Below are 26,860 nucleotides of genomic sequence, written 5' to 3'. Positions count from 1 at the left end.
AGGGAGATGTGCTTTTCACCGTCCACTTCCAACTGCAATCATGACTGGGCACTCACAGGATCCAAACCAGTTTCTCGCACGGTCCCCTGGGCGTGCAACGTTGCTGAGTCAGCTGCGTGACTCGCCCGGTCGTCCATCATCGATTGCTGCGTCGGTATCGATGTCTCGCCGAAGCGTCCAGCGAAATCTTACAGAGCTCACCAGGCGGGGGTGGGTAGAGAAGGTTGACGGTAAGTATCGGGTGACACCGAGTGGAGACCTCGTTGTGGATGCACACGAGCGGTACTGCAACGAACTCGCTACCATCGAACGATTTTCGCCGATCCTGGACGCGTTTTCGGATGTGAGTCACACACCACCGCCGACGGCGCTTTCATCGGCTACAATGACGACGGTCACGCCGGGACAACCACACGGACCGTTGTATCAGTATCTCCAGACCATCAAGCGGTTCGAAACCGAGCGTGTGCGGATGCTTTCACCAGTGCTCTCGAGGCCACTGCACGAAGCCCACGCCGAACTCGGAATGCGAGGGGCGCACACCGAGCTGATTCTTTCCGAGCGACTGAGCGAGCGCGCACGGCGTCTCAACCCGCGAGAGTTTGATCTCCTCGTCTCGGTGGCACCGCTCACGATGTATTGTCATCCAGGGCCGATCGAGGTTGGGATAACAATTGGCAACGACCGGGTGCTGGTGTGTTCGTACGACGACGATCGGCTCACGGCCTGTCTTGTGGCCACCAGTTCGGCAATGATTGAGTGGGCATGCGAGCTGTTCGACCGATATCGGTCCCAAGCCTCCGAGATCACCACACCACTTTCGTTTGACACGCCCACGACAGGGGATGTCGGTCTGGACGGCCGATGACGTATAGCGGCGCTGGCTCCGAACTCGACCATGAACGTTTTGTTGCTTGGCGGCACTGGATTCATCGGCACGGCGCTGTCACAGACGCTCGGCGATCGTTCGCACAACGTGACAGTTGTCGCCCGAAATCCACCTGCTGACCACAACGCAGATTCGGCGATTGCTGGGGACATCTCCCACCCCTCGACGATTCGGTCGGCATTCGAAGGAATCGACGTTGTCGTGAATCTTATCGCGCTCTCACCACTGTTCGATCCACCAGCCGGCATAACGCACGACGAGGTCCATCGTGGTGGGACACAAACGGCGCTCGGACTCGCCGATGCACACGAGGTCGACCGATTCGTCCAGATGAGTGCACTCGGTAGCGACCCGGACGGACCGACGGCATACATTCGTGCGAAGGGCCGGGCTGAGCAGCTCGTTCGGGAGTCCTCGATCGAATCCGTCATCATTCGTCCGTCAGTCGTGTTCGGCGACGGCGGCGAGTTTGTCGATTTTACGAGACTGTTGACGACGCCGTACGTGACTGGCCTCCCTGGCGGAGGGCATACCAGATTCCAACCGATCTGGGTCGGTGATCTGGCACCCTTGCTGGCCGACGCGGTCGCAGAGCCAGCCCACGCAGATGCGGAGTACGAGCTTGGTGGTCCAGAAGCCATCACGCTGGCCGAGGTCACAAAACACATCTACGATACGGTGGTCGTCCTCCCCATTCCGATGGCACTGGCAAAAATTGGGCTCACGATCGCAGATCACCTTTCGTTCGTCCCGATGGGAATCGATCAGTATCGGTCGCTCGCATTCGACAACATCGTTGAATCGAACGATGTCACGTCGTTCGGCGTTGATCAAGGGGAACTACGCTCGCTCGCGGACCATCTGGAACGGAGTCGTTCCTAGTCGCTGCGGTCTTCTGCCAGCACTTCGAGCACCGGCATTTCCTTGATGTCAGTCTCGTCCAGCAGCTCCCAGCGGATGCCCTCCGGTTTTTCCCGGTGAGAACTGTGCTCGGTTCTCTCGGGACTGACGACGAGGTCCATCGGAACGTCGTGTGGTGCCCGCTCGGGCGTTGCATCGATTCGCTGGAGTTCGTGGATCGTCGTCGCCGTCGGTGTCGCATCGTCTACGAGCCCGAACGCTCGGAGTACGGCGAACTCAAGGTCGCTGTATCCTTCACCTTTTCCGATGCGGTTGCCAGCGGTGTCGACAGCAACGCTCCCACTGACGACGAGATCGATTGGCTCAACCGCTTCCGGTCGACACTGTGTCCCTGCCGCCGCCGAGCCGGCGATCGTGGTCGCCGAATCGATGTCGTCGATCGTTTCTGGATCGAGTCTGAGAAAGCACGCCGCCTCACGAAGGCGTGGAACGGCCATGTATACCACCTTCCCCTCCAAAAGCGCACGGCGACGGACGGGGCGCTGTGGAGCGTCAGGGTTACATTTGATCGTCGTCGCGTCGTTCCAGACCGTCGTTTGGGCGAGCCGATCTGCCCCCGTGGCTGCGTCAGCGAAATTGGGAATTCGACCGTGGGGTGGAAACGGAAACCTGGCGTTGCCAGTCCGTTCGAGTGCATCCCACACGCGCGTTCGCACTGTTGCCTTATCCATTCTGTCTGGGCGTTGGTTGTCCGTCCAGTTAGGATCGTTGCGCGAGCCCGGCAAGATGGCCAAGTTCAGGGGCGATAATTTCGGCGGCTCCCAGACGAGCGGCGTTTTCGCTGCCTGGGAGACAACAGACGACTGTCGCATCGATTATGCCGGCAGTAGCCCGGGTTGCGACCACGCGCGAGCCGATTTCCTCGATCGAGCGTTGCCGGAACAGTTCGCCGAACCCCGGCAATCGTTTCTCGAACAGTTGATCGAGTGCTTCGATCGTGCAGTCGTCGGGCGTAACGCCAGTACCGCCGGTGGTGACAATGCCATCGATGTCGGGATCGTTGGCCAGCGATTCGACCGTCGAGCGAATCGCCGGAACTGAATCGTCGAGCAGTTCACGGGTGCCAATCGAGATATCGGCCTCGCAAAGAATCGACTCGATAACGTCGCCCGAGGAATCTTCAGAGTGGCTCCGAGAGCTCGAGATCGTACAGATTGCCACCGTCGGCTCCACACGGTCGTGGTTGTGATGTCCCATACGAACGCTACCGAGCCAATAGCCTTGTGTGTGACTCCTCCGAGTGATCCGTCCATCCAACAGCGTTTTTTGTCTGCCCAGTGAGCTTCCCGTCATGAAGGCAGTCCAGTTTTCTCAGCACGGTGATCGAAGCGTTCTCACCTACGATGACCATCCCGAGCCGTCCGTGGGCGATCAGGAAGTGATGCTCGAAATCAAAGCAGCAGCACTGAATCACCTCGACGTGCACACGCGTCGTGGCGTCCCCGGCATCGATCTGTCCTTTCCCCATATTGCCGGCAGCGACGGCGCAGGCGTCGTCACCGAGGTGGGAGACGATGTCACCAGATTCGAGCGTGGCGATCGCGTTGTGGTCTCTCCCGGTCGCTGGTGTGGCCAGTGCGAGTTCTGTCGTCATGGCGAACACTCAATGTGTGACTCCTACCACCTGATCGGCGAACACGTCAACGGCGTCCAGGCCGAACGTGCGGCCGTCCCTCAAGCGTGTCTCATCCCCGTCCCCGACCACGTCGACTGGCAGACGGCCGGCTCCGTGGCGCTTGCCTTCCAGACGGCATGGCGAATGCTCCACAGCCGAGCAGATATCAACGCCGGCGACCACGTCCTCGTTCATGGCGCTAGTGGTGGTGTTGGTCACGCCGCCGTCCAGATTGCAGAACACGCAGGGGCAACCGTCTACGCAACAGGCTCTTCGGACGAAAAACTCGACCACGCGCGGACCTACGGCGCAGACCACGCGATCAACTACGACGAACAGTCGTTCGATGAGAAAATCTATCAGCTCACTGATGGCCGGGGCGTTGACGTGGTTGTCGATCACATCGGGCCTGCAACATGGGACGAATCACTCAAATCACTCACCAAAGGCGGGACACTCGTCACCTGTGGAGCGACGACCGGACCGATAGCAAAAACGAATATCAACCGGGTGTTCTGGAAGCAACTCGAAATCGTCGGCTCAACGATGGCAACGCCGGGAGAAGCCGATGACGTGCTCGAACTGGTGTGGGACGGTACCTTCTCGGTCCATCTCCGGGAGATACTTCCGATGAGCGAGATCCAGCGAGCACACCAACTCCTCGAAGACCGGGTTGGATTTGGAAAGGTAGTCGTGGTCCCCGACAGCGAGTATGACGCCTGAAGAGGACCGATACGTCCACCAGCCCGATGGTCCACCCGACAGTGAGCCGCCAGAGTCGATACACGTAGCCAGCTGGCTGCTCGTTGGAGCGCTGTTCGTCGCCTTTTTCGTCGTGCCGGCGACAATTCTCTATCTCCCATACGCTGGCTCGATGATCGAATCGCTGGGGCTGACGTTTCGGGATGCATATCTGGTATTACCACTGATCCCAGGGTTCGTACTCGCGCTGATCGCCGTTTGGTCGGCAGTGGTGACACAATCACGCGCGGAGTGAGAACTGTTCGCTGAGGGTGGTGTTACAGTAAGACAGCAGGGCAGGAGGGTTGGTCGAGCGGGACTGCCCTGCCAAGCGATAGCCAATCACAGATCGACGGACTGCCCGTGGGGTTCTCGTTCGTATACCGTCTCGTATATTCGATGCCGGACAGTCCACTCGTCGGATCTGGCCGAATCAGTAAAAACGTATCGGAATCGATCTATAAAATGCAGATCATTAACAGTTATGAATGGCATCTGAGTCCTGCTCAGCAAGTATCGATTATATATTAGTAAAAAACGGGAGTATCTATTGTCCCATCTCAGACGAGGCCGAGTGCTGTGGCCTTAGCGTCGCCATCCGCAGGACATTCCTCGTCCGCACCGTTCTCATCTGGTTCCTCTACCGTGCACTCACAGGTACAATCGCAGGGGACCTGTTTGTCACAGGTGTCCGGGCACTGGACCGTGCAGTCACCCGTGTCAACATCGACATCAACGTCAACGTCAACATCGACATCGACATCAACATTTGTGTCCTGGCAGCTATCACAGTGCGAAACGTCACAGCTGTCGTCGCAACTTACTCCACAGTTGTGGCCACCATCATGGCTTCCACACGACGCAGCAACCGGCATTGCAGTGGCACCGACGACCATACTGAACAGCACGGCGGTGACCAGCGCAACACGAATTCCTCGTTTCATTGTTGGTAGATTCTCTGCGAGCACCATCGCCAATCGGTTCTACGTGACTGGTAGTGCCCTGCAGCAGACATATATTTAGCAAGGATTGCAATAAATATTTGCTGAAGTGGAACTATTTGAAGAATTCATCTAATCAAATACATCCCCCAATTAGCAAGCAACAGCCCTGATACACGTGATTCTTCAGTTTTTGAGATTACATAGTCAGTTTTGCGATGTGTCCGGCCGAACGATCTGAACAATTTTCGTCGGATATCCACTGATGTCCGACGGGTGGCCGGGGGCGATTATCCGCATTGAACCGGCAGAACTTATCGGAAGTTTGAAAAAATAACCGGATGGCAAGTGGTATGGGAAACGTTTAATCTGGCGACAGAGCCAGGTGAACCATGGGAGTGAATTCAAACTTGGGAACGCAAGGACCGGCCTCGTTGATCCTGATACGGTTACTGGTTGGTGGCGTGTTCTTGACAGAAGGATTGCAGAAACTGCTCTTTCCCGGGCTCATGGGCGCAGCGCAGTTTCAGAAGCTGGGATTTCCAATTCCACGAGTGACTGCAACCGCAGTCGGCGTCATCGAAATCGTCGCTGGAGGTGCCGTCCTGGTGGGACTCGCCACTCGATTGGCTGCGATCTTCCTGTTTATCATCGCTGTCGGCGCTATAGTGACGACAAAACTACCGATTCTGGTTGGACATCCCGTCTGGGTGTTTCCGGTGCCGGATATCGAACGATACGGTGTCTGGGGATTTCTTCATGCGTGGCGCGGTGACGTTGCCATGCTTCTTGGTTCACTTTACTTACTCATCGCAATCGATTGAAGAGACTTCCAAACTATCAATCCAATCATTTATGTGACAAAAGAGCGATATAGCCAGCAGCAAAAACAAGGACCCAATATGTTCGAGGGGAACACGGCCACCGGAGGGTCCAGACAGGACACGACTGATCGGCCGACGCCGGTCGGTTTGCAGTTCGGTCGAGTCCGGACGGTGGCCGCTCGGCCGAGTGAGGGTCCACTCGAGACCGCGGTCGTGCCAACGTGTTTGGCCACCGTACAAGACGGTGTGGATAAGTACACACAATCGTGTTCTGGTGGAGCACAAATTCAGGAGTCTCCGGACCGAACACAGTTCAAGCTCCAGACCGGTGACATCTCCGAAGAACACAGTTCAGCTGGCGTGCAGTCATTTTTGGATTCATTCGTCGATACAGAAACGATACCACCGAACGCGGGGGTCGTGTACGCGGCTTCGACGATCAATGACGACTACGCCACAATCCTTGAACCGATTCTCGAAGATCACGGTAGTGGACAACTGCTTCGTGTGTTTCCGTCCTCGTTCTGCGGTTCGATTCCGGCGATTGGAGACGCTCTCGAAGCGCTCTCCGAGCTCTATATAAACGTCGAGCTGGGCTCGTCAACGCTAGATGCATGTGTATATCGACGGGGCGAGCGTGTTGTGCCGTTTTCGACGATGTCGTTGTCTGGAGCTCTCACCGCTCGACGGACTGGTTCCGACAGCACAGAGGATGGGACGCTCAATCGACTCAAACGCGGCGGAAGGGCTGCACTCATGGGGTACATTTCCGATGTGGTGGAGGTGATCGCCAACGAGTTTCTTCCACAACTTGCGCGCCGTTCGATTACGCTGTATAAACGGACGCTCGATCGACCAATTGTCTGTTCTGGCACGATGGCAGCGATCCCAGGTCTCCGTGGGGCACTCGAAGATGCACTCGGTAGTGAACTCCGGCGAGATGTCTCGCTCGTTGTGCCCAGACAACCGGAGACCGCTGGTGCACGTGGCGCACAGCGGATTGCTGCACGACTCATTGAATCGCAAAATTATTGACCGATGGCTATAAGTCGGAGCTCACAGACGATTTAACCGGATCAGAACACCGCGGCGTGCGGCAAAAATATGGACGTGGAGTTCGACCTCAGAGCAAGCTCAACAGACTGAGGTCGTTCAGTAGGCTGAGGCCGAGATCGATGAAGTCGTTATCCTCGGAGTTGTCGATGAGGATGTTGTCCGAATCGTCGATATCGTATCCGTCGTTGTCAACTCCGTTGTTGTCGTCGTCGTATGTGACATCTGTTCCGCCTGCAGCAGCTGGAACTGCTGCACCCGCAATCACGCTCACAAGCGTGAATGCAACCAACGTGATGTGGAATGCTCGTTTCATGGGTTTCAATCACTGGGCGAACCACTCACGTTTCACCGTTTTCGGATCCCTGCTTCTGATCAACTGTATTCAGGCGATTCCTACGTGGCTTCCCAGTACTCCTCTATTGAAACACACATATTATAACTCTTACTGTTTGCACTGGACAAAGACAAATAACTAACAAATATAGTGAATATGAGAGAATGTTTTGAGGAGCGAATCTTTGCATAGCGCCGAATTAAGCAGAGTAGCTGTCTCATCTAGGATCCACCCGATAAAGTCATAGCTATCTAACATCATTTTCAACCCCTACATCACTAGTAACTATTTTAACAATTGCGAAATACGGTCAAATAGCCATTATATCCTCGGAAGGGTGTTTATAGGGCTGGCTCTTAGGACCATATGCCGGACCATGGCATACTAGCCCGACGGTCCCCGTCCCGACGGAACTGATCTCCGTCGTACCGTTCCGGTAGATCACGACCAACGTGGCTCTCCCCCCTCCATCACTCACCCATTTCATTTGTGAAAGCATCAATCACTGAGCGCAGCGTGGATAGCTGGTGGTGACGAAAGCTTTGAACGAATGCGCCCGCAGATCCATCCATGGAGATCGACGAGAAAGATATTGACATCCTCAAAACGATCGCGGACGAGGAGACCCGAAGTCCGGATCACATCTCAGAAACGACGGACATTCCGCTCTCGACTGTCAACTACCGGGTGAAACAGCTTCGCGAGGCCGGTGTCATCAGAAACGACCACTATGACATCGATCTCGCGGCACTCGGCTTCGAAATCACGTTCGTTATCCAGATTTTCGCCGACTACGACGAAGATCACTCCGATCTCGGACAACGGCTGGCCGAGATCGATGGCATCACCCAGGTGTATTTCACCGCCGGCGAAACCGATTATCTCGTCATCGCACAACTCACTGGTCCGGAGATGGTAGAAGATCTCATCAATACCCTCGAACGCATCGATGGCGTCGGTCGGACGATATCGACGTATACGATCAGTACGCTCTATGACGGACACGAACCACTCCAGCAGATATCCAGGGAGACGTTATACAACCAGTTGTTGGAGTAATCTTGAACTACAATTTCAAAATTCTACGTTGAGGCCTATTCTAGTTCAACCAATGGATATATAATGAACAGTTCTCTAATTTCTCCATGTACCGAACAACCAGTCGTTCAGAGCGTTGCCGTTCTGTGTTGCAATTCAGAGAGCGTGATCAATGAATCGGACATTGCTCGCAGGGGCGTTCTTGCTGCTTGGGACGCTGTGGGGGAGTTCGTTTGTTGCCATCGATGTCGGACTGGAATGGTTTCCTCCGTTGACCTATGCTGGTCTTCGGTATCTGTTGGCGGGCGTCGTGGTGCTGGGATATGCGCTGTTCACGACCGCCAACTGGCGTCCAACGAGCCAGCGGGGCTGGCTCGTGGTGGGTATTGCCGGGACCTTTCTCATCGGCGGCCACCACGCACTGTTGTACATCGGTCAGCTTTCGGTCCGCCCTGCGGTTGCGGCGGTGATCGTGAGTTTGATTCCAGTACTGACTGCGCTGTTCGGCGTCAGTTTGCTCGGAAAGCAGATGCAGGCCGGCGACGCCGTGGGCTTTGCGCTGGGATTTTTGGGTGTCTTTCTCGTCGCACAACCCGGCGTGTCCGACAGCGCAGGGACGGATATTCTCGCGAGAGCCAGTGCACTCGACCCACTGGCACTGTTGGCCGGTGACGGGCTGGGCGTTCTCACGGTGTTTGTTGCAGCAGCCAGTTTCGCGATTGGTGCTGTACTCACCGAGCCGTTCGAAACCGGGTTGCCTGCACGGACGATACAGGCGTGGGCGATGCTCATCGGCGCAACCGAACTGTTGCTTGCAGGGATTCTGTCCGGTGAATCGATCGCGGCAATACAGTGGTCACAGACAGGACTCGGAGCACTCGTGTATCTCGGACTCATTCCCGGCGCAGTGGCGTTTCTATTGTATTTCACGCTGTTGGGTGAGCTCGGATCTGCTCAGATCAATCTGATTAGCTATCTCGAACCAATCATGGCGACCGTTCTTTCCTGGTTCATTCTGGGTGAACTGATCGACCCGCTCACAGGCGTGGGATTTGTGCTCGTCCTGGCAGGCTTTGTGTGGCTCCAGCGCGCATCCGTGTCTGCGCTTGTCTTTGAGCACAGAACGACGACGCGCTCTTCGTGAGTCAGGTTACTGCAACAGCTACACCACCGAAGCACAACTGACAGCAACCTGGTCCTTCTTGATAAACGTCCGGCACGTTTATGGTCGATCGATTGTGAGGTGCAGCTATCCATGTCGGATGATACCGCAGAACTGGAAGCACGATTGGCCGCCCAGGATTCGTTTGAGCCGCCGTCGTCGTTCGTCGAGCAGGCGAACGCTAGCGACCCCGCTATCTACGACGAATTCGAGGCCGAGTGGCCCGAGTGCTGGCGGGCAGCTGCCGATCTACTCGACTGGGAATCGCCGTATGACACCGTCCTCGACGATTCGAATCCACCGTTTTACGAGTGGTTCACCGGTGGATCGCTGAACGCGTCTGCGAACTGCCTCGATCGCCATCTCGATGAGCGTGGCTCCTCGGTCGCGATCGAGTGGATTGGTGAACTCGGTGAGACGCGAACGTACACGTACGAAGCGCTCCACCGCGAGGTAAACGAGTTTGCGGCCGGACTGCGATCGCTCGGCGTCGAAGAAGACGACGTCGTCACAATGTATATGCCGATGGTTCCGGAGCTACCGATCGCGATGCTGGCGTGTGCGCGCATTGGTGCACCCCATTCGGTCGTCTTTGCGGGCTTTTCTGCTGAGGCACTCACCACGCGAATGGAGAGTGCCGGCTCCGAGTATCTCATCACGTGTGATGGCTACTATCGTCGTGGCGATCCGCTCGAACACAAAGGAAAATCCGATGACGGGGTTGCGGGCGTAGACCACGATGTGACGAGCGTCGTCGTTGATCGCCTTGAGGACGCCTACGACCACCCGATGGCTGACGATGAGCACGACTACGACGAGCTCGTAGCGGATCACGCAGGAGAGACCGTTGCGCCCGTCTCTCGCGACGCCGAAGACATGCTGTTTTTGATGTACACGTCCGGAACGACCGGCCAGCCCAAGGGCGTCAAGCACACTACTGGGGGCTATCTCGCCTGGACGAGCTGGACGAGCCAGAACGTGCTTGATATCACTCCGGAGGACACCTACTGGTGTTCGGCAGATATTGGCTGGATCACTGGTCACTCCTACATCGTGTACGGACCCCTGGCGCTTGGAACCACTTCGGTGATGTATGAGGGGACGCCAGATTATCCGGAGAAAGACCGTCTCTGGGAAATCGTCGAGGAGTATTCGGTCACGCAACTGTATACAGCTCCCACAGCGATTCGTGCGTTCATGAAATGGGGCGAGGAGTACCCAGCGGGTCACGATCTCTCGAGCTTGCGGCTGCTCGGTACCGTTGGCGAGCCGATCAATCCGCGTGCATGGAAGTGGTATTACACCCACATTGGCAACGAAGCGTGTCCGATCATCGACACCTGGTGGCAGACAGAAACCGGTGGCATGATGGTGACGACGCTACCGGGGGTTGGCACGATGAAGCCTGGTTCTGCGGGACCACCGCTGCCGGGCGTTGACGTTGAGATCGTCGACGTGTCCGGCGAGCCGGTCGAGGCGGGTCAGGCCGGCTATCTCACCGTCCAGAAGCCGTGGCCAGGAATGTTGCGGACGCTGTATCAAAACGACGAGCGATTCATCGAGGAGTACTGGGCGGAGTACTCAGATGTTGACTCCGATGATCCCGACGACTGGGTATACTTCCCCGAAGACGGTGCAAAGCTCGACGAGGACGGCTACATCACTGTGCTTGGGCGCGTCGACGACGTGATCAACGTATCAGGTCACCGACTCGGGACGATGGAGATCGAAAGCGCGATCGTTGGCGTCGAAGGCGTTGCCGAAGCCGCCGTTGTCGGTGGCAATCACGATGTCAAAGGACAGGCCGTCTACGCCTACGCCATCACGGAGGAAGGTGCCGAAGAAGGCAAGGAGCTCGAGTCAGCGATCATTTCGGGCGTCGAAGACGCGATCGGTCCGATTGCCCGGCCCGAAGCGGTCGTCTTCACCCCAGAGCTGCCAAAAACCCGCTCAGGGAAGATCATGCGACGGCTGCTTGAGGACATCGCCAACGATGACGAGCTCGGAAACACCTCCACGCTGCGCAACCCAGAGGTCGTCGAAGCGATCGACCAGAAAGTGAACGCGGACTGAGTTGCCCACCGGAACGCAACGAGAGACTGGCGTTTCGTCACACATACTCCGTGTTAATGACGGATGGACTCTCGTCTACCGTGAGTCGAAGGATCTCCGTTTCGATCCGAATGTCGACACGAACCGTTACCGGATCTTCGGATTCGACTGATGACTGTTCGATGTTGCGAGCCAGAGACCAAAATGGCTGTGTCCGCACGTCGATTCCATGATCGTGATAGAACGACACTACCGCCGGATGTCGGAGGATACAGGGTCCTATTGCCGTGTCAATGTGGAGACCACAGCGGTTGCACGTGACTTCGAACTGTGGGTCAAGCGAGCAATTGTCAAGCGATCGGAGCGACCTTCGAATCTGGGAGCTCCCTACGGGCGATTTGTTGATTCTCGTGGGGACTGCGTTCGGTTATCTTCTGATTGGATACTATGGATTCCGACGTGCAGATCGGACTGCGCGCGAGCGTGGGGTGCTCGGTCATTACTGAACGCAACAACCCCACCGGTGAGAGCCTCACTCCGTCGCTTTCTGTGCCACGAGCGGATCGATCGTGAGTTCGAGTTCAACTGGCTCGCCCGTATCGACGTTTGTCAGCTCCCAGCTGTCGGTGTGACCGTCGCTGACCGGTTCGATGGCTGTGACCCGGACCTGCTCGCGGACGATATCCTCGCGTTCGGAAACGTACTCGGCGATCGTTTCGTCCTCAAGCTGTATGTCCAGTCTGACCTCCTGGGTGTTCTGGAGCTCTAAGTCGCCACGCATGTTGTTCGCCCGGCGAACGACTTCCTTGGCGTATCCCTCCGCACGAATCTCGTCCGTGAGCGTCGAATCGACATAGACGATGCCTGCATCGAAATCCGCGCTCCCGATCGTCGTTTCGGTGCGGGTTTCGATCTCGATCATCTCCTCGGTGAGTTCGACAGGAGTGCCGATCTCATCCTCAACGGCGGCTTCGAGCGCCTCGACCGTTGGCTCGGCCACGTTCGCGTTATTGAGGGCGTTCATGATCCGACCCGCATCCTCGCCAAACGTTGGGCCGAGAATGCTCATATCGGCCGTCGCCGCGAAGGTGAGCTCCTCGAACGATCGATCAGGATCCAGGAGCTCGATTTCGTAGGCGTTGAGCCGCTCGGCCAACAGATCACGACGGCGCTCGACCGCCCTGACTGCTCGGTCGGACTCGGCATCGACGACGACGCGATCGACCGGCCAGCGAAGACTGCGTCCGGCCTGTTCGCGGGCGTTTGCCCCTGCCTCTTCGATCGACCGACAGATCGCAATGTCCCCTTCGAGTTCGGTGTCGAGCCAGCGCTCATCAGGCTCTGGGTAGTCACACATGTGGACGGTGTCGTAGCCAGTGTCGCCCGTGAGATGCTGATAGAGCGTCTCGGCCACGAACGGCGTGAACGGCGCGAACAACGCGACCGTCTCTTCGAGCACGGTATAGAGCGTGGCGTAGGCCGCCTGTTTCGAGTCGGTCTGCTCAACCGGCCAGACGCGATCGCGGATCAACTGCACGTAGTATCGCGACACGTCCTCGACGAAAAACGCAAGGAGCGTGTTCAGGGCTTTGTCCTGTTCGAACGCCTCGAAATGGTCGTCTATTGCACGCTTGGTGCTCTGTAAGCGCGAGAGAATCCACTCGTCTTCGATCGCCAGCTCAACATCGTCGAGAGTTACAGCCGATGGATCGAATCCATCCGGTCGCATATAGCCCATCGAGAACCGATAGACGTTCCAGAGGATGTTGAGCCGGCTGTTCATCTCCGCGACGCCATCGAAGGAGAACTTCATGTTGTCGCCACGGGCGGTGTATGAGAGCAAGAACGCACGCATCGGGTCCGTCCCATACTCTTCGATCACATCGTGGGGGTCGACAAGGATGTCCTTCGATTTCGACATCGCACGACCGTCGGGCATCAGTGCGTGGCCGTGCATCAACACACGCTCGTATGGAGCCTCACCGACGGCTGCACTCCCCATTGCCAGCTGTGACCAGAACCAGCCACGCGTCTGATCGTGCGCCTCGATGATGAGATCGGCCGGCCAGAGCTCGTCGAACTCGTCCTCCTCGCTCGGGTAGTTCAGCGTTCCCCAGGAGGCAACCGATGAGTCGAGCCAGACATCGAACACGTCCGCCACGCGGGTGTGGGTCACGCCGTCTTCGGTGATCGTCAGCTCATCGACAGTGTCTTTGTGGATATCAACCGTTTCTGGATCAATCGCCTGATCGACGCGCTGGGCAAGCTCCGTGCGATCGCCGATCACGATCGCCGAGTCGAGATCGCCGTCCCAGTCGGCTGGCGTCCAGATCGGGATCGGAATGTCCCAGTAGCGCTGTCGGGAGACGTTCCAGTCCGGCGAATCATCGACGAAGTCAGCGAACCGGTTGTCACGGGCTTCCTCGGGATACCAGTCGGTCCCGGCAACGTTTTCGAGCATCTCGTCAGTAATCGCCGAGGTGGTGATAAACCACTGATCAGTGACGATCTGGATGATGCCCGTATCACAGCGCCAGCAGTGGCCATAGTCGTGCGAGACGGTGTCCGCATTCACCAGCAGGCCCTTTTCGTCCAGATCGGCGATGATCTCCTCGTCTGCGTCTTTGACGAACTGACCTTCGTAGCGACCGGCTCGCTCGGTAAAGGAGCCATCGGGACCGACTGGGCAGACGATATCGAGATCGAGTTCCTGTGCGCGCTGGAAGTCTTCGGGACCGTGTCCGGGTGCGCTGTGAACGAGTCCAGTCCGGTCGATCTCGACGTAGTCGGCGTCGTAAAGCTGCTGGGTGCCGGCTCCCGAGGGATGGTCTGGAACTGCCTGGGCGAGCGGATGCTCGTAGGTCCAGCCGACGAGCTCCGATCCATCGAAACTCGTCTCGACGGTGTACTCGTCGTAGCCACCCTTCTCGACGACATCCTCGATGCAGTGTTCTTCGACGTAGAGGAGCTCGCTGGTGGACTGGGATTCAACGCGGACAGCCTGATAGGTCGCCGACTCATCGATTGCCACGAACGTGTTGGCCGGGAGCGTCCAGGGCGTCGTCGTCCAGATGACGATTGATCCCTCGCGGTCGGTGAGCGGGAATTTCACATAGATCGAGGGATCGGAAACGACCTCGTACTCGACCTCGTTTTTCGCGATGGCCGTCTCACACCGCGGACACTGGCTGATCGAGCGCCCGCCCTGATCGACGAGTTCGCGCTCGAACGCCTGTGCGAATGCCCACCAGGCGGCTTCCATGTACGTGGGATCGACCGACTTGTACGGGTTCTCCCAGTCCATCCAGACGCCAAACGACTGAAAGTCCGACTGGAGTCCCTCAAGTTGCTCGTTGGCGTAGGCCTTACACTCCTCGATGAACCGCTCTTCACCGAACTCCTTGATGTCCTTTTTGTTCTCAAAGCCAAGGCGTTCTTCGACACGCGTCTCGATCGGGAGGCCATGCATGTCATAGCCGGGTCGATCAGTCACGTCGTAGCCCGACATCCGAAGATAGCGGAGATAGCAGTCTTTGAGTGTCTTGTTCCAGGTCGTTCCCATGTGGGCCGACCCTGAGGTGTACGGCGGGCCGTCAACGAAGAAAAACCGCTCGTTGCCCTCCCGGTGTGCTTTCGTCTGCTCGTAGGCATCGACCGCATCCCAATAGTCCATCATCTCCGATTCGATGGCGTGAGGGTCATAGCGGTCATCAATCGCGGCGAACCGACTCATAAAAGAGGTAATCGTCCGGATCATTAAAGGAGAATCGGTCTTGCAGTCGCGTCTGCAAACGATCGGTTACAGCTCTGCTGGTGGCAGTTCCTCCGGGACGGATTCTGCCGTGGCAAGCGTATGCTCCGCAGATAGCTCGATTGCGGGGAGTTCGACCCGTTCGGTGTAGGTCGCACCGAACACATCTTCGTAGTTGATCTCGAAGGCAACTGTCATAGATTCGACGCCATCTGCGTGACACACCCGGGCAGCGTCACTAAATCGGCAGGTGACTGGCGTGGCGTCCGCCTCGGCTTCCGTTTGGACCCCAACACGAACGCCAACGGCGAGCTCTACACCATCAGCGTACGGTGGAACTCGCGTATTCGTGCCCGTTGTGGATCGTTTCCTCGTCGGGCAGTCAGCGGTGTCTCCATACACGTCGTAGTCGCGTGGCGTGCCCGCAAGCGAAAGGGAAGATGTCACTGAGAGACCCAGTGCCGGACCGAACGACCGATTCGAGACGTTCAGAATGAGTGTGTCCGATTCAGTCATGCGCTCGTCAGTCGAGATCCCATCGATCTCGATGGCTGGTTTAAACAGCCCGTGTTGTGTCTGTTGTTGTTTCTGGAGGCCGACCGTCGCTCGCTCTAAGCGCTCGGTCTGGGCTTGTAACGCCGATAGTTCGGCCTCATCGTGTTCGTTCGATTGCTGGATGACGTCCGTGATACGAGCAAGCGAGCGGCCAATCCGAAGCTGGGTGACCAGTACTCCCGATGCCACCACCAGCACGGAAAGAACCCCCGCTACGATCACTGCATCCTGTCGTGGGGCAATCCGAAGCTGGTGGAGCACAGTGATATACGCCACCACGAGCAGACCGACACTCCCACCGAGACCGACCGTCCCAGCGAGCACCGCCAGTCCTGGCTGAGAGAGAAGCTGCGACCACAGCCCCGTGGTCGATCGCCGACGATCACCCGTTACGTTCGATTCTCTGGTAGTTCCCATCCGTCTGGAAGATATGTGAGCTGTTACTGATAAAACGCGTCGATTCGTTATTATCGATGCGACGTTACAATATAAAAGAATATTTCAGTCGATGACGACGAGTGGATCGCCCATATCGACGCTTTCTCCCTCTGCAACCGGGATTTCGACGACAGTTCCGCCGTGGCTAGCGACAATGTCGTTTTCCATCTTCATCGCTTCGAGGACACAGAGAACATCTCCAGCGGCGACTTCATCGCCCTCTTCGATCGGGACTTCGAGGAGGGTTCCCTGCATCTCAGCGGTGACCTGTTCGCCCTCGGCCGTGGTGACAGTTCCACCACTGTCATTGCTGGAGGAGCTGCTCGCAGTCGGTGCACCGCCGTTTGGTCGAGACGGGCTGCTCGCTCCGCCGTTCGACGGAAGCGGTGGTGCGCCGCGTTCTTCGAGATTCACCTCAAAGCGTTTCCCGTTGACTTCGACCGTGAACTCGCGCTCGACGGTTTCTTCGTCCTCATCGGTTGCATCGACCGACGCGGGACCCCACTGTTCCTGAGCGTTTTCTATCACTGCCGGGTCGAGCTCTTCGTCGAGATACTTCGTCGTGTGCGTACCCGCAACGAACTGCTCGTCGCGAAGCATCTGCCGGTGGAATGGAATCACGGTGACGAGCCCTTCGATGTCGAACTCGGCGAGTGCGCGGCGTGACCTGTCGAGACACTCCTCGCGATCGCTCCCGTAGACGATGAGTTTGGCGATCATCGAATCGTAATCGCCGCTGATCTCATCACCTTCGCGGAGGGCATCGTCCATACGAACGCCGATTCCTCCCGGTGGATCGTACGTCGTGAGCGTTCCGGTCTGTGGAGCGAACTCCTCGGCAGCGTTCTCGGCATTGATTCTGAACTCCATGCCGTGGCCTTCGATCTCCACTTCATTCTGCTCGAAGTCGAGTTCTTCGCCCGCTGCAACCCGGAGCTGGGTTTTCACGATATCGATCCCGGTAATCTCTTCGGTGACGGTGTGTTCGACCTGGATTCTGGTGTTCACCTCGAGGAAGTAGAACTGGCCGTCCTCGACGAGGAATTCGACGGTGCCAGCGTTGGTGTACTCGGATTCTTTGACGCCGCGACGAGCGGCCTCGCCGATCTCTGCCCGGAGCTGGTCGTCGAGTGCGGGCGATGGAGCTTCCTCAATGATCTTCTGGTGGCGACGCTGGAGCGAGCAGTCGCGTTCGCCGAGATGCCGAACGTTGCCCTGCTGGTCCGCGATGATCTGCACCTCGATGTGGCGTGGGTGTTCGAGATAGCGCTCGATGTACACCGAATCGTTATCGAAGTAGGCTTCGCCCTCGCGCTGGGCACTCTCGAACTGGTCTTCGATTTCGTCGGCGCTCCGAACGACCTTCATTCCACGACCACCGCCGCCACCTTCGGCCTTGATCGCGATCGGATAGCCATGTTCCTCACCGAACGCCTCGATTTCTGCGGGATCGGTCACTGGATCGGTGGTACCGGGGACGATCGGCACGTCAGCGGCGTCCATCACCGTCCGGGCTTTGGTCTTTTCACCCAGCTGTTCCATCGATTCGCTTGAGGGACCAATCCAGGTGATGCCATCTGTCGCTTCGACGAGCGCCGCGAATTCGGCGTTCTCTGCGAGAAAGCCATATCCAGGATGGATCGCGTCCGCGTCCGCACGCGTTGCAACATCGACGATCGTCTCCTGGTCGAGATACGAGTCGGCCGCGCGGGCCGGCCCAACGTTGTAGGCCTCGTCTGCGTATCGGACGTGTCCGGCATCTTTGTCTGCCTCGCTGTAGATTGCGACCGTCTCGATGTCGAGCTCCGCACAGGCGCGCATGACTCGGACGGCAATCTCCCCTCGGTTCGCAATCAACACCTTCTCGAACATGGCTGTCTCTATCAGGAGTCTGGATAAAAAACTACAGGTATCCGATTGTCGAGCCCGCTACTGCCGTGATACTCCAAATGCGTCGAACGCTATCATATGCAGAAAAACTCGACAATAGCCGAAATAGCCTGCGACAGGCAACGAGACGGCAATATTCGAGTTTATCAGCAACAGTTTCAGGACAGAGTGGATGTCTTCATAGTCGTGGTGATTGGCACCATTGGTCATATAGTTGACGGCACCTTGGACGTAGCGGTGTACGACGTTGTCACAGAACTCGTCTGGAACGAATCGCACTGTTGCTCGTGGACCGACTATCAGATCGATCTGCCATCTGACGGTGGCACCATCCAGGCGCGGTTCGGTGCGGACGACGCGGTGGTCGGGGAGTTCATTTCAGCGCTGTCGGCATTACTCTCGCGCTCGTAACGACCGTTTGCGGGCTGATCGGGCGTCGTACCCGTTCATCGCTGGACCGATCGCAGTTGGGTGCTGGCGTACTCGATCACATCATTCGCACTTTTAACGGCGAGCCAGAGGAGACAAAACAGCGAAAAGGCGACCACCGGTCCAGAGAGTATGTGTTGTGGCCAGAGCATAACTGTGGCGAGTGGGAGAATGAGCAGTGAGAAGAACCCCTCGGCACACCGCCGTTGGACTGCGCCACGGCTCGAGTCATCCCGCATGCGGTCATGAATCGGGACATCGTTCGCGTCCAGCAGGTGCCTGAGTTGTGCGAGCTGTTCGTTGGGAACCACAAGCGAGCGTGGACTGTTAGAAAACCGTTTTGTATATCGGAAAATGGCAAGCGGCTGCGTTCCCACGCGGCGAAGCTCCACGCGGGTGAGATCGGATAGATCGATCTCGTGATCGTATCCGCCCGGTGAGAGTGGATGGTCGCTGCCGCGTCCGATCACCTGGATCGTGTCGTCTGCGGGCTGCAGTCGAACCGTCGTGTCAATGAACAGCCGAGCGGTGGTCAGATACGTCAGCCAGAACAGCAAGCAGAACAGAAGCAGTGCTTTCGCGATCCGTGGGTCCACGAGGATGGTGCAAATGAACAGCAGCAGTGGAGTGGTTTTTGCCACGCGCCACAGCGTGGTTCCGTCCTGGATGGCGTAGGCGAGCCGCCAGGGAAGCCGACGAAGTCCACGGTTTTCGATCGTCCAGACAAACTCCGACTTTGGTTCGGAATGAGTTTGAGAGTGCGCAGCGTTGGCTGGCAGCTCCGTTCTGCGTGTGAGATACGCTGCGAACACGAGATAGCCAGCGAGTGGAACGGACACACCGTAGGCGTAACCCAATGGATGGGTGAGCTGGCGTCGATTGGCGTCCATCAGCACCCCAACCGCGAGGATGAGCTGGACAATCAGCACCACTACCAGGATAGCACTAACGGAGGGAGCTGCCATTATGTGGAGTTATTCCCGCAGTAATAAAAATTCCAATGGAAAAATGATATATGAGAGATATGATTTTCGGTGTTATGTGTTGTGGTGATCTTTGATTGGGTGTATATCCGGACTGTGAGTCATCTGTGCCGAAATATCATCTGAACGAAGTCAAAACAATTCTATATCATATCTCAGGTGTTATCTATATATCGTTAGGTATTAATAGTGGTACTTTGATGTGGTATGTATACTCATCCGATTGGACAGAACCGGTTGCCCGGTTCCCCGGACGTGTAGAAGCACGCCCGAGGGTGGGTTGTGAACACAAATGAATTACAAACCCAACGAGGGCGACGGACGGAGCATAGTTAGTTCTTCTGAAAGCAGCGATCGTGATGATCAGCTAATAGAAATAATCCAGCAGCAACGTCGGGAGATCACCGACCTGCGAGCAACGGTCGAAAAGCTGGTCAAGACGGTTGAGGCCCAGTCCGAGCAGATCTCGACGCTAGAGGACGTACACACGGACTATCGCGAGACAAACGAGCGCGATAAGGCCGAAATCAGACAGGACGTGACCGAAAACAAGCGGGCGACGGAACAGAACAAAGCTCACACCGAGGCCGTTGCACGGAAGCTTGAGCGCTGTGATGGCAGCGAAGAGCGGACGCCGTTAGAGCAGATCGTTCGGTTGCCCGATGAGATTCTCCACAGGGCGCAGTTAACCGCCAATCAACGACGAGCGCGGACAATCGCGATGGAGCTCGGCGGGTTGGCAACGACAGTGCCGAAGGGAAAACGCCTGGATTCGACCACGATCAAAGAACAGTTGCAACACGAGTACGGCTCGACGCACGACCAGACGGTGGCGCGGGTGATGGCGTTTCTCGATCGGCTGGGCGGCAATCGAACGGAGGTGGTGCACACGGGCAAGGGCAAGGCAGTGATCTTCGACGATTGGCTTGCGAACCGGCTCCAGAGGGCTGAGCAGTTCACGATGGAGGCGGTGGATGGCGTGCTCACGAACGTTGTGAGTGTCACCACCAGAACGGCCGGTTAGCGTGTGAGCATGGGCTCCCCGATAGGGATCTATCCAGGAGACAGACGACAACACGAATGATGGTTGGTGGTGGTGTAGCAGCAGGTGTGAGGAGATCTCCTATAGTTTCAATTTTAGTTTTGTGAAATTTGGGTGCGCGAAGGATGTTCGTCACAGTTGGCGGCGCAACCACTCACGACGAGTGTGAGTGAATCTGTCTAGTTTGTAAAATAGAATGAATTACTGGCTGGCAATATTAGTTGCCCCTACTTTGTTCGAGTACTGGTTGGATAGGACGGTCCAGACGCATCACATAACAGGGAAGAATTCCAACACATACGAAAGTTTATAACGGAAGCGGAAGGCACAGAGAGTAGGGAGCACCAGTCCCCGTTGCGGGGTGCGCGTTATCGAAAGACGCGCCGGGTGTAGGAGCACCCGACGCTGGGTTCCCTATCGGTAGCAAACCCATGAAGGGAATAACGCTGCGGTACTGTAATCCTGTCGTATCGTCAATGACTACCACACGGTGTGCTCGCTGTGGCCATCCAGTGGCTCGTCCGCGCGCACACGCGACTGGCTGTCCATCGTGGAGGGTGAGCTCGTGAGCCTTCCACAGTTCAGCTTCCGAACGGCGGACGGTCAAATCAGCACGCTCGAAGCGATCGAGGATCGAGCGGAGCTTTCCTCTGCTGAGTTGCATCACGTTGTGGATATCGCCGAGAACTGTTGGTGTCGGCCGTGTCAATCAACGGAGTGTAGACACAGCCGTCAGGTTGAGGAGGTGCTGGCGATCGCTGATCTGAGCGAGCGCTCAACTGGCGGTCCTGATCAGCTTCCGTCACTGAATCGGATCACTCGGTTTCGATCGCAGGGCGAGACGATCTACACCGCCTGGTTCGAAAACGATGCCAGACTGCGTGCGCATGAGCAACGGAGCGGTGACGTTACTTTATTGGCGTTTTCTCCAGATCGTCCGGAGGATCCTGCACGAGCGCAAACGCAGGATGAAGCTGTGTCTGCTGCAAGCTGTTTGCTAGAGGCTGTTGTTCCGTTCTGTGAGGCTCGGTCGACCGAGGAACTTCCCGTGATCCTCCAGCTGTTGGTCTCTCCAGCGCACGACGAGTAACCCTATCTGCGGAATTTTTCGAACTACATGCTGTCAGAATTACCCACCGCGAGCGAAGCTCGCGGCCTTTTTTGGTCCAGATTTTTTGATTGAGTGGTGCACGGAGTGCACCCGAAATCAAAAAAGGTGGGTGACGCGGCCTTTTTTCATCAACGTTTTTTCGACGAGCGGTTGCCGAAGGCAACCTGAGTCTAAAAAAGGTTGGGGTGAATCCGGTGGAGTAATCGGATTACCCCTCGATGAACGTTAGCTTCTCGCGTTTGTCATCCGGGATAGGATTGAGGTATGTAGTATCTTCATTGGCACAGAGGTCAGCAAAATCACAGTCAGTCGTAATAAGATAATCGGCGTCATAAGACCGTGCAAGTGCAACGATAAATGAATCGTACACGTCGTGGTTTTTCTCGGCGCTGATCTCGTATGCCGAGAGGATTACTGATTCGGTAGCACTCACGATTCGTGCAGGGCTGCGAACGAGCGACTGGATAGCGTTTCGAGCGGCTACAGCATCCACATCAAAATTGCTCGTCATAAGATATTGTACTCGAAACGGATAATAATCAAATATCAACAACGCATTTGGTCCATCAAGTGCGTCCTGAATCCACGGATAAACATCAGTGTGCGCGGGGTGGTCATCTGTGAGGGCAATCGCGAGAACGTTTACGTCGGTGAGAACAGTCACCTCCGTCGGAAGAGATTCGTTCATTTGAGTCACTCTTGGCGTTCCATCGGACCAAAGAGCGTTTCTCCGGCATCGGTCGGTGTCGTGTCCTCCCAGTCGTTGCGACTTGCTGTTGCTGTCTTCAGTTTTGTGCTGGGTTTTGGATTAACTTCCAAGACGGATCCGACGAGTGTTGCAGGTATCTCATCGTTAGAATCGATTCCCAATTGATCGCGAACAGATTTTGGAAGAGTCACTCGTCCCCTATCGTCCACGGTGAGCGTAAGCTCCTCTCTAGGATTCGCCCCAAATGACGGCTTTCCCATTTTTTACCACTGTATACCCACTACATCGTTGACATAGAAAACAGTTGCGGCGACCGCATCATAAGATGGCGATAATTTGCCTTGAGATGGGTGAGTCACAGTTCAATTGGGACAACGGTGAACATTCAAATGAGGACTATAATAATTATATTTGACAATTGCTATGGCTGTACAGACTGGGTGCGCGGTGATCAGGAACTGTTTGCTAGAAGCTGTCGTTCCGTTTTGTGAGGCCCGATCAATCAAGGAACTTCCCGTAATCCTCCAATTGTTGGTCTCTCCAGCGCACGAAAACTAACCTCTACGACGGAATTTTTCAAAACTGCATGTGGCTAGAATCACCCACCGCGAGCGAAGCTCGCGGCCTTTTTTCATCAACGTTTTTTCGTTCTCGCGAGCGCAGCGAGTGAGAGCCAGCGAGTCGCAGCGCGATCGGAGTGAGCGACCGTCTCGCCACGGACGAGCGGTTGCCGAAGGCAACCCGAGTCTAAAAAAGGTTGTGCTCAAATTTTCGCCGAAGAATATAAAGTCCGAGCAACGGCGTGGGTGCCAAAAACAAAAAGGTGAGCACCGACCAGACCGACACGCCAATCCCACCGTTCCAGACCGTGCCCGTGAGCAACAGCCAGACGATAGTGACCAACGGGAGAACCACCGCGAGATTCCAGCCCGCTGGGCGAATCGAAAAGCCATGCTGATAGCGGTCGATCCACGGAAACAGGGTGAGGATCACCACCAGCCGATACGTTCCAAAGAGTACGCCACCGATCGCGATCGAAACGAGGGCGACGTTGAACAACGCACCAAGATGGATCGGGCCAAGCGAAAGCTGTGGGAGCAACGGCCCGACCGAACCAAACGTTTCGAGCTGCCAGGCCCTGACTGAATTCGACCCACCGTACTCCGTAAAGAGCACTCCCAGCGCCAGCAATCCCCCGATAATGCCGATAATCATCCCGCGAAGGCGACCAAACAGCACGAGCCCGACTACCACCACTCCCACGAGCGCCCAGCCGGCCCCCACCGCACCAATCATCATGGCACCCCACGCCGGTGCCCGGATGTGGATGAGAATCACCAGTACGAGCCCACCGAGATGGGCACCGAGTGACGGCCAGATCTCCGGAACGCCGGCCGGTTGAAACCGGGGAAGAGCCCGCTCTGGACCCACGTCCGAAATGAGCACACCCTCGTAGGCGAGATAGCTCACTACAATCGACACAATAAAAATACCATACTGGTGTGTCGCCGATGGCTGGTGGCCGACCAGGCCACTCCAGAGTGCTATAATGGCCAGATAAAGCACGATCCCAACGGCAAGCCGAACCACGGTCGGACTCGTAATCACAGAGCGGAGCGTCCACTCCTCAATGCCGACATCGGAGAGCTTGCGTTGGCGGGTCCGTGTGCGCCGCTCTGATGGTCGCCGATTTCGTCGCGCATGCCGGTCGTGTTGAGTGCGTTCCGTGGTGGTGCGATCTCGACTGCCCGATCGGGAACGGTCAGTGCGTGACCGATTCGCAGAGGCTCGGCCGCGAGTAGTTGCCTGCCTTCGCTGTGAGCGATTGGTCCGAGCGTCGTCCGCAGCACTGCGGTCCCGATCAGACGTAGTCTGTTGATTGCTCCCCTCGTCCGCCCGATCGCTGGATGTGGCATTCAGCAGCGTTTCTCTGGCTTCTCTGATCGCCATCAGCTTCTCCTGTGCGTCGGGATCGTCGCTGTGATCGGGATGGTGAGCTTTGACCTGTTCACGATAGGCGGCCGTAATCTCCTCTTGAGAAGCGTCTGTTTCAACGCCGAGAATCCTGGCTGCCGATTCCACTGAACTGGTCATTCGCCGCGCGCTTAGCGCACCTCCGGGAGGTTTGTTGCCATCGCTTGTATCTCATCGGCGGTGCGGCCAAACACCGATTCAATCGTGACCCCAGACTCGATTTCGTTGTCCCGGTCTTTGGCCCGCACCTGCAACAGGCCGTCCTGATCGATTGTGAACTGTACCTCGAGATCCGGTTCTCCGGCCGGCCGGGGTGGCAGTGGACCGAGATCAAACGCATCAAGAAGCTCATTGTCCGCAAGCGGGCCATCACCCTGTAACACCTCGATTCGGACGTAGCGCTGATCGTCAGCCACCGTGGTGTACAGTCCGGTTTCGTGTGCTGGCACAGGCGTATTGCGCGGGATGAGGACGCTGTACTCAGTGGTCTCCGTCTGTAGATCGGTCATAACAGTCGTTCCCACCGACTGTGGTGTTACCGTGAGTACGACGATATCATCCGGATTCCGAAGTTTGAGATCACCACCCGTGGAGCTGGCGCTGACAGCGTCCAACTGTCGATCTGTGTCCTCGCTCGGAACTGGTAAGGTATCATCAAGAATCGCCGCCTGTACGCCAGCACCAAGGGCAACCGCTTCGTCGGGATTGATCTGCGTTGAGGGCTCGATGTCGAACGCCGTTGCAACTTGAGATCGTACCTGCTTCATCCGCGTCGATCCCCCAACGAGCAACACCTCATCGATCGATGACTTCGTGTACGGACTTTCTGCGAGCAACTGCTCACAGAGTCGGATCGTCTCTTCGGTGAGATCTCGCGTGATCGATTCGAAGGTGGTCTGTGTCAACGTTCGTTCGATGTCGACCGTCTCGCTCTCAAGCTCGAGAAACGGCAGTCTGATCGTCGTTTTTTTCCGAGAGGTTAGCTCGTGTTTGGCCGTGCGCGCGGCCTCGAATGCCCGCTCGATGGATACCGGATCCGTGATCTCACAACCATATTCCTCGCGGAGATCCGCCTCTAGCCACTCGACGATGCGCGCGTCCCAGTCGTCTCCACCGAGAGATGTATCGCCGTTCGTTGCGACCACCTCGAACACTCCATCACCCATCTCGATCAGGGAGCTATCGAACGTTCCGCCACCGAGATCGTACACCAGAATCAATCGATCGGCTCCCGTTCGGAGTCCATAGGCGAGACACGCCGCCGTCGGTTCGTTGAGCACGCGGTCGATCGATAGCCCCGCAATCTCACCAGCGTGTTTTGTGGCCTGCCGTTGCCGGTCGTTAAAATATGCTGGCACCGTGACCACCGCCCGATCGATAGCCCGATCAAGCGCCGATTCAGCGTCCTGACGGAGTTTTCTGAGAATCATTCCGGCCAGCTCTTCGGGGACGAACGAACTCGCATTCGGTCGATCACCAACGAGAATCTCCTCGTCAGTTCCCATGTAATCTTTTACTGAAAACACCGTGCGGTCCGGATGCTGAACGGACTGATTGCGGGCGCTAGACCCAACAACAGCCTGCTTTCGGTCGATGGCAACGACCGATGGCGTCAGTCGATCACCACGATCGTTCGGGACGATCGTTACGTCGGTGCCTGTTGGCGCTGCGACCGCACTGTTGGTCGTCCCAAAGTCGATACCAATCATCGTCACACCGAAACCACCACGAAGGAGCTGTCACCAAATTCTTTAGCGAAAGTCATCTATTAGGCTAATATAGATTGGTGTGATATATACTGTATGGTGAGCGGCCGGGCTATCAGAGCGGTCGGTACTGGCGAAGAGCTTCAGTCCAATCTTCCGAAAAAACGAGTTCGATGGTGGCGTGCTGGTTATTCCTGCACTTGATCGACCAGATCGATGATCTCTTGAGCCCGGCTCTCGGTGGTGGCGAACCGTGAGAACACCCAGGATAGCCGGTTGACGATGGCATCGTGTCCGGCTTCCGTCAGGGCATACTCGTTCGTTCGTTTATCGAGTGCGCTCTTTTCGACCAGTCCCATCTCGACCAGATCGTCCAGATTAGGGTACAGACGGCCGTGATTGACGTCCGAGCCGTAGTACTCTTCCAGCTCCCGCTTGATTGCGAGCCCGTATCGAGCCTCTTCTGAGAGGATCGCCAGGATCTGCTGCTGGAAGGCGGTCAGTTCGTGTGCGATTCCCGAATCGCTCTCATCCGACGCAATCGCCGACATACTATACACCGATGATAGTATCCCACGTAATACTACTCAACTATCACACGAGTGTTTGACCCATCCCCCGGATGACAGGGAACGATGGCAATAATTGCTGTCACAGCCGTGCTCCTACTAATCTTCATCGGTGACAGCCTATTCACAA

At 56.7% G+C, this 26,860-nt stretch carries 26 protein-coding genes; 12 read left to right on the top strand and 14 right to left on the bottom strand.

Going from position 1 to position 26,860, the window contains the following annotated elements; genetic code table 11:
* Nucleotides 1–40 precede the first annotated feature (40 nt).
* Both JXQ78_RS00775 and JXQ78_RS00770 read left to right on the top strand, forming a co-directional pair.
* Nucleotides 41–868 (top strand): helix-turn-helix transcriptional regulator, encoded by an 828-nt coding sequence (locus tag JXQ78_RS00775; RefSeq protein ID WP_330631569.1) that lies wholly within the window; start codon nt 41–43, stop codon nt 866–868.
* A gap of 30 nt (nt 869–898) precedes the next feature.
* Nucleotides 899–1,771 carry a complex I NDUFA9 subunit family protein gene (locus tag JXQ78_RS00770; RefSeq protein ID WP_330631568.1) on the top strand — a complete coding sequence of 291 codons (873 nt, stop codon included), beginning with the start codon at nt 899–901 and terminating at the stop codon, nt 1,769–1,771.
* On the opposite strand, the gene JXQ78_RS00765 is transcribed toward JXQ78_RS00770, so the two are convergent.
* Together JXQ78_RS00765 and JXQ78_RS00760 are read right to left on the bottom strand one after the other, a co-directional pair.
* The gene (locus tag JXQ78_RS00765) at nt 1,768–2,481 is read right to left on the bottom strand and encodes a 5-formyltetrahydrofolate cyclo-ligase (RefSeq protein WP_330631567.1); all 714 of its coding nucleotides are present in this window, start codon (nt 2,479–2,481) and stop codon (nt 1,768–1,770) included. The genes JXQ78_RS00770 and JXQ78_RS00765 overlap by 4 nt on opposite strands.
* 28 nt (nt 2,482–2,509) lie before the next feature.
* Nucleotides 2,510–3,007: a MogA/MoaB family molybdenum cofactor biosynthesis protein gene (locus tag JXQ78_RS00760; RefSeq protein ID WP_330631566.1), complete on the bottom strand. Its 498-nt coding sequence runs from the start codon at nt 3,005–3,007 to the stop codon at nt 2,510–2,512.
* Between the two features lie 94 nt (nt 3,008–3,101).
* Here JXQ78_RS00760 and JXQ78_RS00755 point away from each other — a divergent pair, with 94 nt between their 5' ends.
* Together JXQ78_RS00755 and JXQ78_RS00750 are read left to right on the top strand one after the other, a co-directional pair.
* On the top strand, nt 3,102–4,148 hold the full coding sequence (locus tag JXQ78_RS00755) for a zinc-binding dehydrogenase (protein ID WP_330631565.1): 1,047 nt from the start codon (nt 3,102–3,104) through the stop codon (nt 4,146–4,148).
* The gene (locus tag JXQ78_RS00750) at nt 4,138–4,422 is read left to right on the top strand and encodes a hypothetical protein (RefSeq protein ID WP_330631564.1); all 285 of its coding nucleotides are present in this window, start codon (nt 4,138–4,140) and stop codon (nt 4,420–4,422) included. Before JXQ78_RS00755 ends, JXQ78_RS00750 begins: the two co-directional genes overlap by 11 nt.
* 304 nt (nt 4,423–4,726) lie before the next feature.
* Here the strand turns inward: JXQ78_RS00750 and JXQ78_RS00745 are convergent, their stop codons facing one another.
* Complete coding sequence (locus tag JXQ78_RS00745; protein WP_330631563.1) at nt 4,727–5,110, bottom strand: hypothetical protein; 384 nt, start codon at nt 5,108–5,110, stop codon at nt 4,727–4,729.
* Nucleotides 5,111–5,499: 389 nt separating this feature from the next.
* Between JXQ78_RS00745 and JXQ78_RS00740 the strand changes: the two genes are divergently transcribed.
* Both JXQ78_RS00740 and JXQ78_RS00735 read left to right on the top strand, forming a co-directional pair.
* A complete protein-coding gene (locus JXQ78_RS00740; RefSeq protein WP_330631562.1) occupies nt 5,500–5,931 on the top strand; it encodes a DoxX family protein in 432 nt (143 codons plus the stop codon).
* A gap of 78 nt (nt 5,932–6,009) precedes the next feature.
* On the top strand, nt 6,010–6,966 hold the full coding sequence (locus JXQ78_RS00735; RefSeq protein ID WP_330631561.1) for a hypothetical protein: 957 nt from the start codon (nt 6,010–6,012) through the stop codon (nt 6,964–6,966).
* 88 nt (nt 6,967–7,054) lie between these two features.
* Here JXQ78_RS00735 and JXQ78_RS00730 read toward each other — a convergent pair whose 3' ends face one another.
* Nucleotides 7,055–7,300, bottom strand: a complete 246-nt coding sequence (locus JXQ78_RS00730; protein ID WP_330631560.1) for a hypothetical protein — start codon at nt 7,298–7,300, stop codon at nt 7,055–7,057.
* A 591-nt stretch (nt 7,301–7,891) separates the two neighbouring features.
* On the opposite strand from JXQ78_RS00730, the gene JXQ78_RS00725 reads away from it, so the two are divergent.
* From JXQ78_RS00725 to acs, 3 genes are all read left to right on the top strand, one after another.
* Nucleotides 7,892–8,380: an Lrp/AsnC family transcriptional regulator gene (locus JXQ78_RS00725; RefSeq protein WP_330631559.1), complete on the top strand. Its 489-nt coding sequence runs from the start codon at nt 7,892–7,894 to the stop codon at nt 8,378–8,380.
* A 151-nt stretch (nt 8,381–8,531) separates the two neighbouring features.
* Nucleotides 8,532–9,503, top strand: a complete 972-nt coding sequence (locus JXQ78_RS00720) for a DMT family transporter (protein WP_330631558.1) — start codon at nt 8,532–8,534, stop codon at nt 9,501–9,503.
* A 111-nt stretch (nt 9,504–9,614) separates the two neighbouring features.
* On the top strand, nt 9,615–11,594 hold the full coding sequence (acs, locus tag JXQ78_RS00715) for an acetate--CoA ligase (RefSeq protein WP_330631557.1): 1,980 nt from the start codon (nt 9,615–9,617) through the stop codon (nt 11,592–11,594).
* Between the two features lie 37 nt (nt 11,595–11,631).
* Here the strand turns inward: acs and JXQ78_RS19170 are convergent, their stop codons facing one another.
* The 4 genes from JXQ78_RS19170 to JXQ78_RS00695 all read right to left on the bottom strand — a co-directional run bounded on the left by JXQ78_RS19170 (nt 11,632) and on the right by JXQ78_RS00695 (nt 18,189).
* The gene (locus JXQ78_RS19170; protein WP_456237576.1) at nt 11,632–11,949 is read right to left on the bottom strand and encodes a DUF7351 domain-containing protein; all 318 of its coding nucleotides are present in this window, start codon (nt 11,947–11,949) and stop codon (nt 11,632–11,634) included.
* Between the two features lie 156 nt (nt 11,950–12,105).
* Nucleotides 12,106–15,306 (bottom strand): isoleucine--tRNA ligase, encoded by a 3,201-nt coding sequence (ileS, locus tag JXQ78_RS00705; RefSeq protein ID WP_330631555.1) that lies wholly within the window; start codon nt 15,304–15,306, stop codon nt 12,106–12,108.
* Between the two features lie 66 nt (nt 15,307–15,372).
* Nucleotides 15,373–16,296, bottom strand: coding sequence for a hypothetical protein (locus JXQ78_RS00700; protein ID WP_330631554.1), 924 nt, complete (start codon nt 16,294–16,296; stop codon nt 15,373–15,375).
* 84 nt (nt 16,297–16,380) lie between these two features.
* Complete coding sequence (locus JXQ78_RS00695) at nt 16,381–18,189, bottom strand: acetyl-CoA carboxylase biotin carboxylase subunit (protein ID WP_330631553.1); 1,809 nt, start codon at nt 18,187–18,189, stop codon at nt 16,381–16,383.
* 204 nt (nt 18,190–18,393) lie between these two features.
* On the opposite strand from JXQ78_RS00695, the gene JXQ78_RS00690 reads away from it, so the two are divergent.
* Nucleotides 18,394–18,618, top strand: coding sequence for a hypothetical protein (locus tag JXQ78_RS00690; protein WP_330631552.1), 225 nt, complete (start codon nt 18,394–18,396; stop codon nt 18,616–18,618).
* A 35-nt stretch (nt 18,619–18,653) separates the two neighbouring features.
* On the opposite strand, the gene JXQ78_RS00685 is transcribed toward JXQ78_RS00690, so the two are convergent.
* Nucleotides 18,654–19,601, bottom strand: coding sequence for a hypothetical protein (locus JXQ78_RS00685; protein WP_330631551.1), 948 nt, complete (start codon nt 19,599–19,601; stop codon nt 18,654–18,656).
* A 310-nt stretch (nt 19,602–19,911) separates the two neighbouring features.
* Here JXQ78_RS00685 and JXQ78_RS00680 point away from each other — a divergent pair, with 310 nt between their 5' ends.
* Nucleotides 19,912–20,643, top strand: a complete 732-nt coding sequence (locus tag JXQ78_RS00680; protein ID WP_330631550.1) for a hypothetical protein — start codon at nt 19,912–19,914, stop codon at nt 20,641–20,643.
* A 583-nt stretch (nt 20,644–21,226) separates the two neighbouring features.
* Nucleotides 21,227–21,751 carry a hypothetical protein gene (locus JXQ78_RS00675; RefSeq protein ID WP_330631549.1) on the top strand — a complete coding sequence of 175 codons (525 nt, stop codon included), beginning with the start codon at nt 21,227–21,229 and terminating at the stop codon, nt 21,749–21,751.
* 229 nt (nt 21,752–21,980) lie between these two features.
* On the opposite strand, the gene JXQ78_RS00670 is transcribed toward JXQ78_RS00675, so the two are convergent.
* The 5 genes from JXQ78_RS00670 to JXQ78_RS00650 form a co-directional block, all read right to left on the bottom strand.
* On the bottom strand, nt 21,981–22,460 hold the full coding sequence (locus JXQ78_RS00670; RefSeq protein ID WP_330631548.1) for a type II toxin-antitoxin system VapC family toxin: 480 nt from the start codon (nt 22,458–22,460) through the stop codon (nt 21,981–21,983).
* 5 nt (nt 22,461–22,465) lie between these two features.
* The gene (locus JXQ78_RS00665) at nt 22,466–22,741 is read right to left on the bottom strand and encodes an AbrB/MazE/SpoVT family DNA-binding domain-containing protein (RefSeq protein ID WP_330631547.1); all 276 of its coding nucleotides are present in this window, start codon (nt 22,739–22,741) and stop codon (nt 22,466–22,468) included.
* Nucleotides 22,742–23,228: 487 nt separating this feature from the next.
* Nucleotides 23,229–24,575: a DnaJ domain-containing protein gene (locus JXQ78_RS00660; RefSeq protein ID WP_330631546.1), complete on the bottom strand. Its 1,347-nt coding sequence runs from the start codon at nt 24,573–24,575 to the stop codon at nt 23,229–23,231.
* An 11-nt stretch (nt 24,576–24,586) separates the two neighbouring features.
* The gene (locus tag JXQ78_RS00655) at nt 24,587–26,164 is read right to left on the bottom strand and encodes an Hsp70 family protein (RefSeq protein ID WP_330632838.1); all 1,578 of its coding nucleotides are present in this window, start codon (nt 26,162–26,164) and stop codon (nt 24,587–24,589) included.
* Nucleotides 26,165–26,349: 185 nt separating this feature from the next.
* Nucleotides 26,350–26,712 carry a PadR family transcriptional regulator gene (locus tag JXQ78_RS00650; RefSeq protein WP_330631545.1) on the bottom strand — a complete coding sequence of 121 codons (363 nt, stop codon included), beginning with the start codon at nt 26,710–26,712 and terminating at the stop codon, nt 26,350–26,352.
* Nucleotides 26,713–26,860 lie beyond the last annotated feature (148 nt).

Origin of the sequence: Halocatena halophila (assembly GCA_027563145.1) — an archaeon.
In the GTDB taxonomy this organism is placed as follows: Archaea; Halobacteriota; Halobacteria; order Halobacteriales; family Haloarculaceae; genus Halocatena; species Halocatena halophila.
This window is presented reverse-complemented; position numbering and strand designations above follow the sequence as displayed.

Coding starts and splice junctions, on each gene's coding strand:
- JXQ78_RS00680 (WP_330631550.1), top strand. CDS start 19,912: ATGAATTACAAACCCAACGAGGGCGACGGACGGAGCATAGTTAGTTCT.
- JXQ78_RS00765 (WP_330631567.1), bottom strand. CDS start 2,481: ATGGATAAGGCAACAGTGCGAACGCGCGTGTGGGATGCACTCGAACGG.
- JXQ78_RS00740 (WP_330631562.1), top strand. CDS start 5,500: ATGGGAGTGAATTCAAACTTGGGAACGCAAGGACCGGCCTCGTTGATC.
- JXQ78_RS00655 (WP_330632838.1), bottom strand. CDS start 26,164: ATGATTGGTATCGACTTTGGGACGACCAACAGTGCGGTCGCAGCGCCA.
- JXQ78_RS00750 (WP_330631564.1), top strand. CDS start 4,138: ATGACGCCTGAAGAGGACCGATACGTCCACCAGCCCGATGGTCCACCC.
- JXQ78_RS00700 (WP_330631554.1), bottom strand. CDS start 16,296: ATGGGAACTACCAGAGAATCGAACGTAACGGGTGATCGTCGGCGATCG.
- JXQ78_RS00775 (WP_330631569.1), top strand. CDS start 41: ATGACTGGGCACTCACAGGATCCAAACCAGTTTCTCGCACGGTCCCCT.
- ileS (WP_330631555.1), bottom strand. CDS start 15,306: ATGAGTCGGTTCGCCGCGATTGATGACCGCTATGACCCTCACGCCATC.
- JXQ78_RS00660 (WP_330631546.1), bottom strand. CDS start 24,575: ATGACCAGTTCAGTGGAATCGGCAGCCAGGATTCTCGGCGTTGAAACA.
- JXQ78_RS00695 (WP_330631553.1), bottom strand. CDS start 18,189: ATGTTCGAGAAGGTGTTGATTGCGAACCGAGGGGAGATTGCCGTCCGA.
- JXQ78_RS00735 (WP_330631561.1), top strand. CDS start 6,010: ATGTTCGAGGGGAACACGGCCACCGGAGGGTCCAGACAGGACACGACT.
- JXQ78_RS00755 (WP_330631565.1), top strand. CDS start 3,102: ATGAAGGCAGTCCAGTTTTCTCAGCACGGTGATCGAAGCGTTCTCACC.
- JXQ78_RS00720 (WP_330631558.1), top strand. CDS start 8,532: ATGAATCGGACATTGCTCGCAGGGGCGTTCTTGCTGCTTGGGACGCTG.
- JXQ78_RS00760 (WP_330631566.1), bottom strand. CDS start 3,007: ATGGGACATCACAACCACGACCGTGTGGAGCCGACGGTGGCAATCTGT.
- JXQ78_RS00745 (WP_330631563.1), bottom strand. CDS start 5,110: ATGAAACGAGGAATTCGTGTTGCGCTGGTCACCGCCGTGCTGTTCAGT.
- JXQ78_RS00770 (WP_330631568.1), top strand. CDS start 899: ATGAACGTTTTGTTGCTTGGCGGCACTGGATTCATCGGCACGGCGCTG.
- JXQ78_RS00665 (WP_330631547.1), bottom strand. CDS start 22,741: ATGGGAAAGCCGTCATTTGGGGCGAATCCTAGAGAGGAGCTTACGCTC.
- JXQ78_RS00650 (WP_330631545.1), bottom strand. CDS start 26,712: ATGTCGGCGATTGCGTCGGATGAGAGCGATTCGGGAATCGCACACGAA.
- acs (WP_330631557.1), top strand. CDS start 9,615: ATGTCGGATGATACCGCAGAACTGGAAGCACGATTGGCCGCCCAGGAT.
- JXQ78_RS00730 (WP_330631560.1), bottom strand. CDS start 7,300: ATGAAACGAGCATTCCACATCACGTTGGTTGCATTCACGCTTGTGAGC.
- JXQ78_RS00725 (WP_330631559.1), top strand. CDS start 7,892: ATGGAGATCGACGAGAAAGATATTGACATCCTCAAAACGATCGCGGAC.
- JXQ78_RS00685 (WP_330631551.1), bottom strand. CDS start 19,601: ATGGCAGCTCCCTCCGTTAGTGCTATCCTGGTAGTGGTGCTGATTGTC.
- JXQ78_RS00670 (WP_330631548.1), bottom strand. CDS start 22,460: ATGAACGAATCTCTTCCGACGGAGGTGACTGTTCTCACCGACGTAAAC.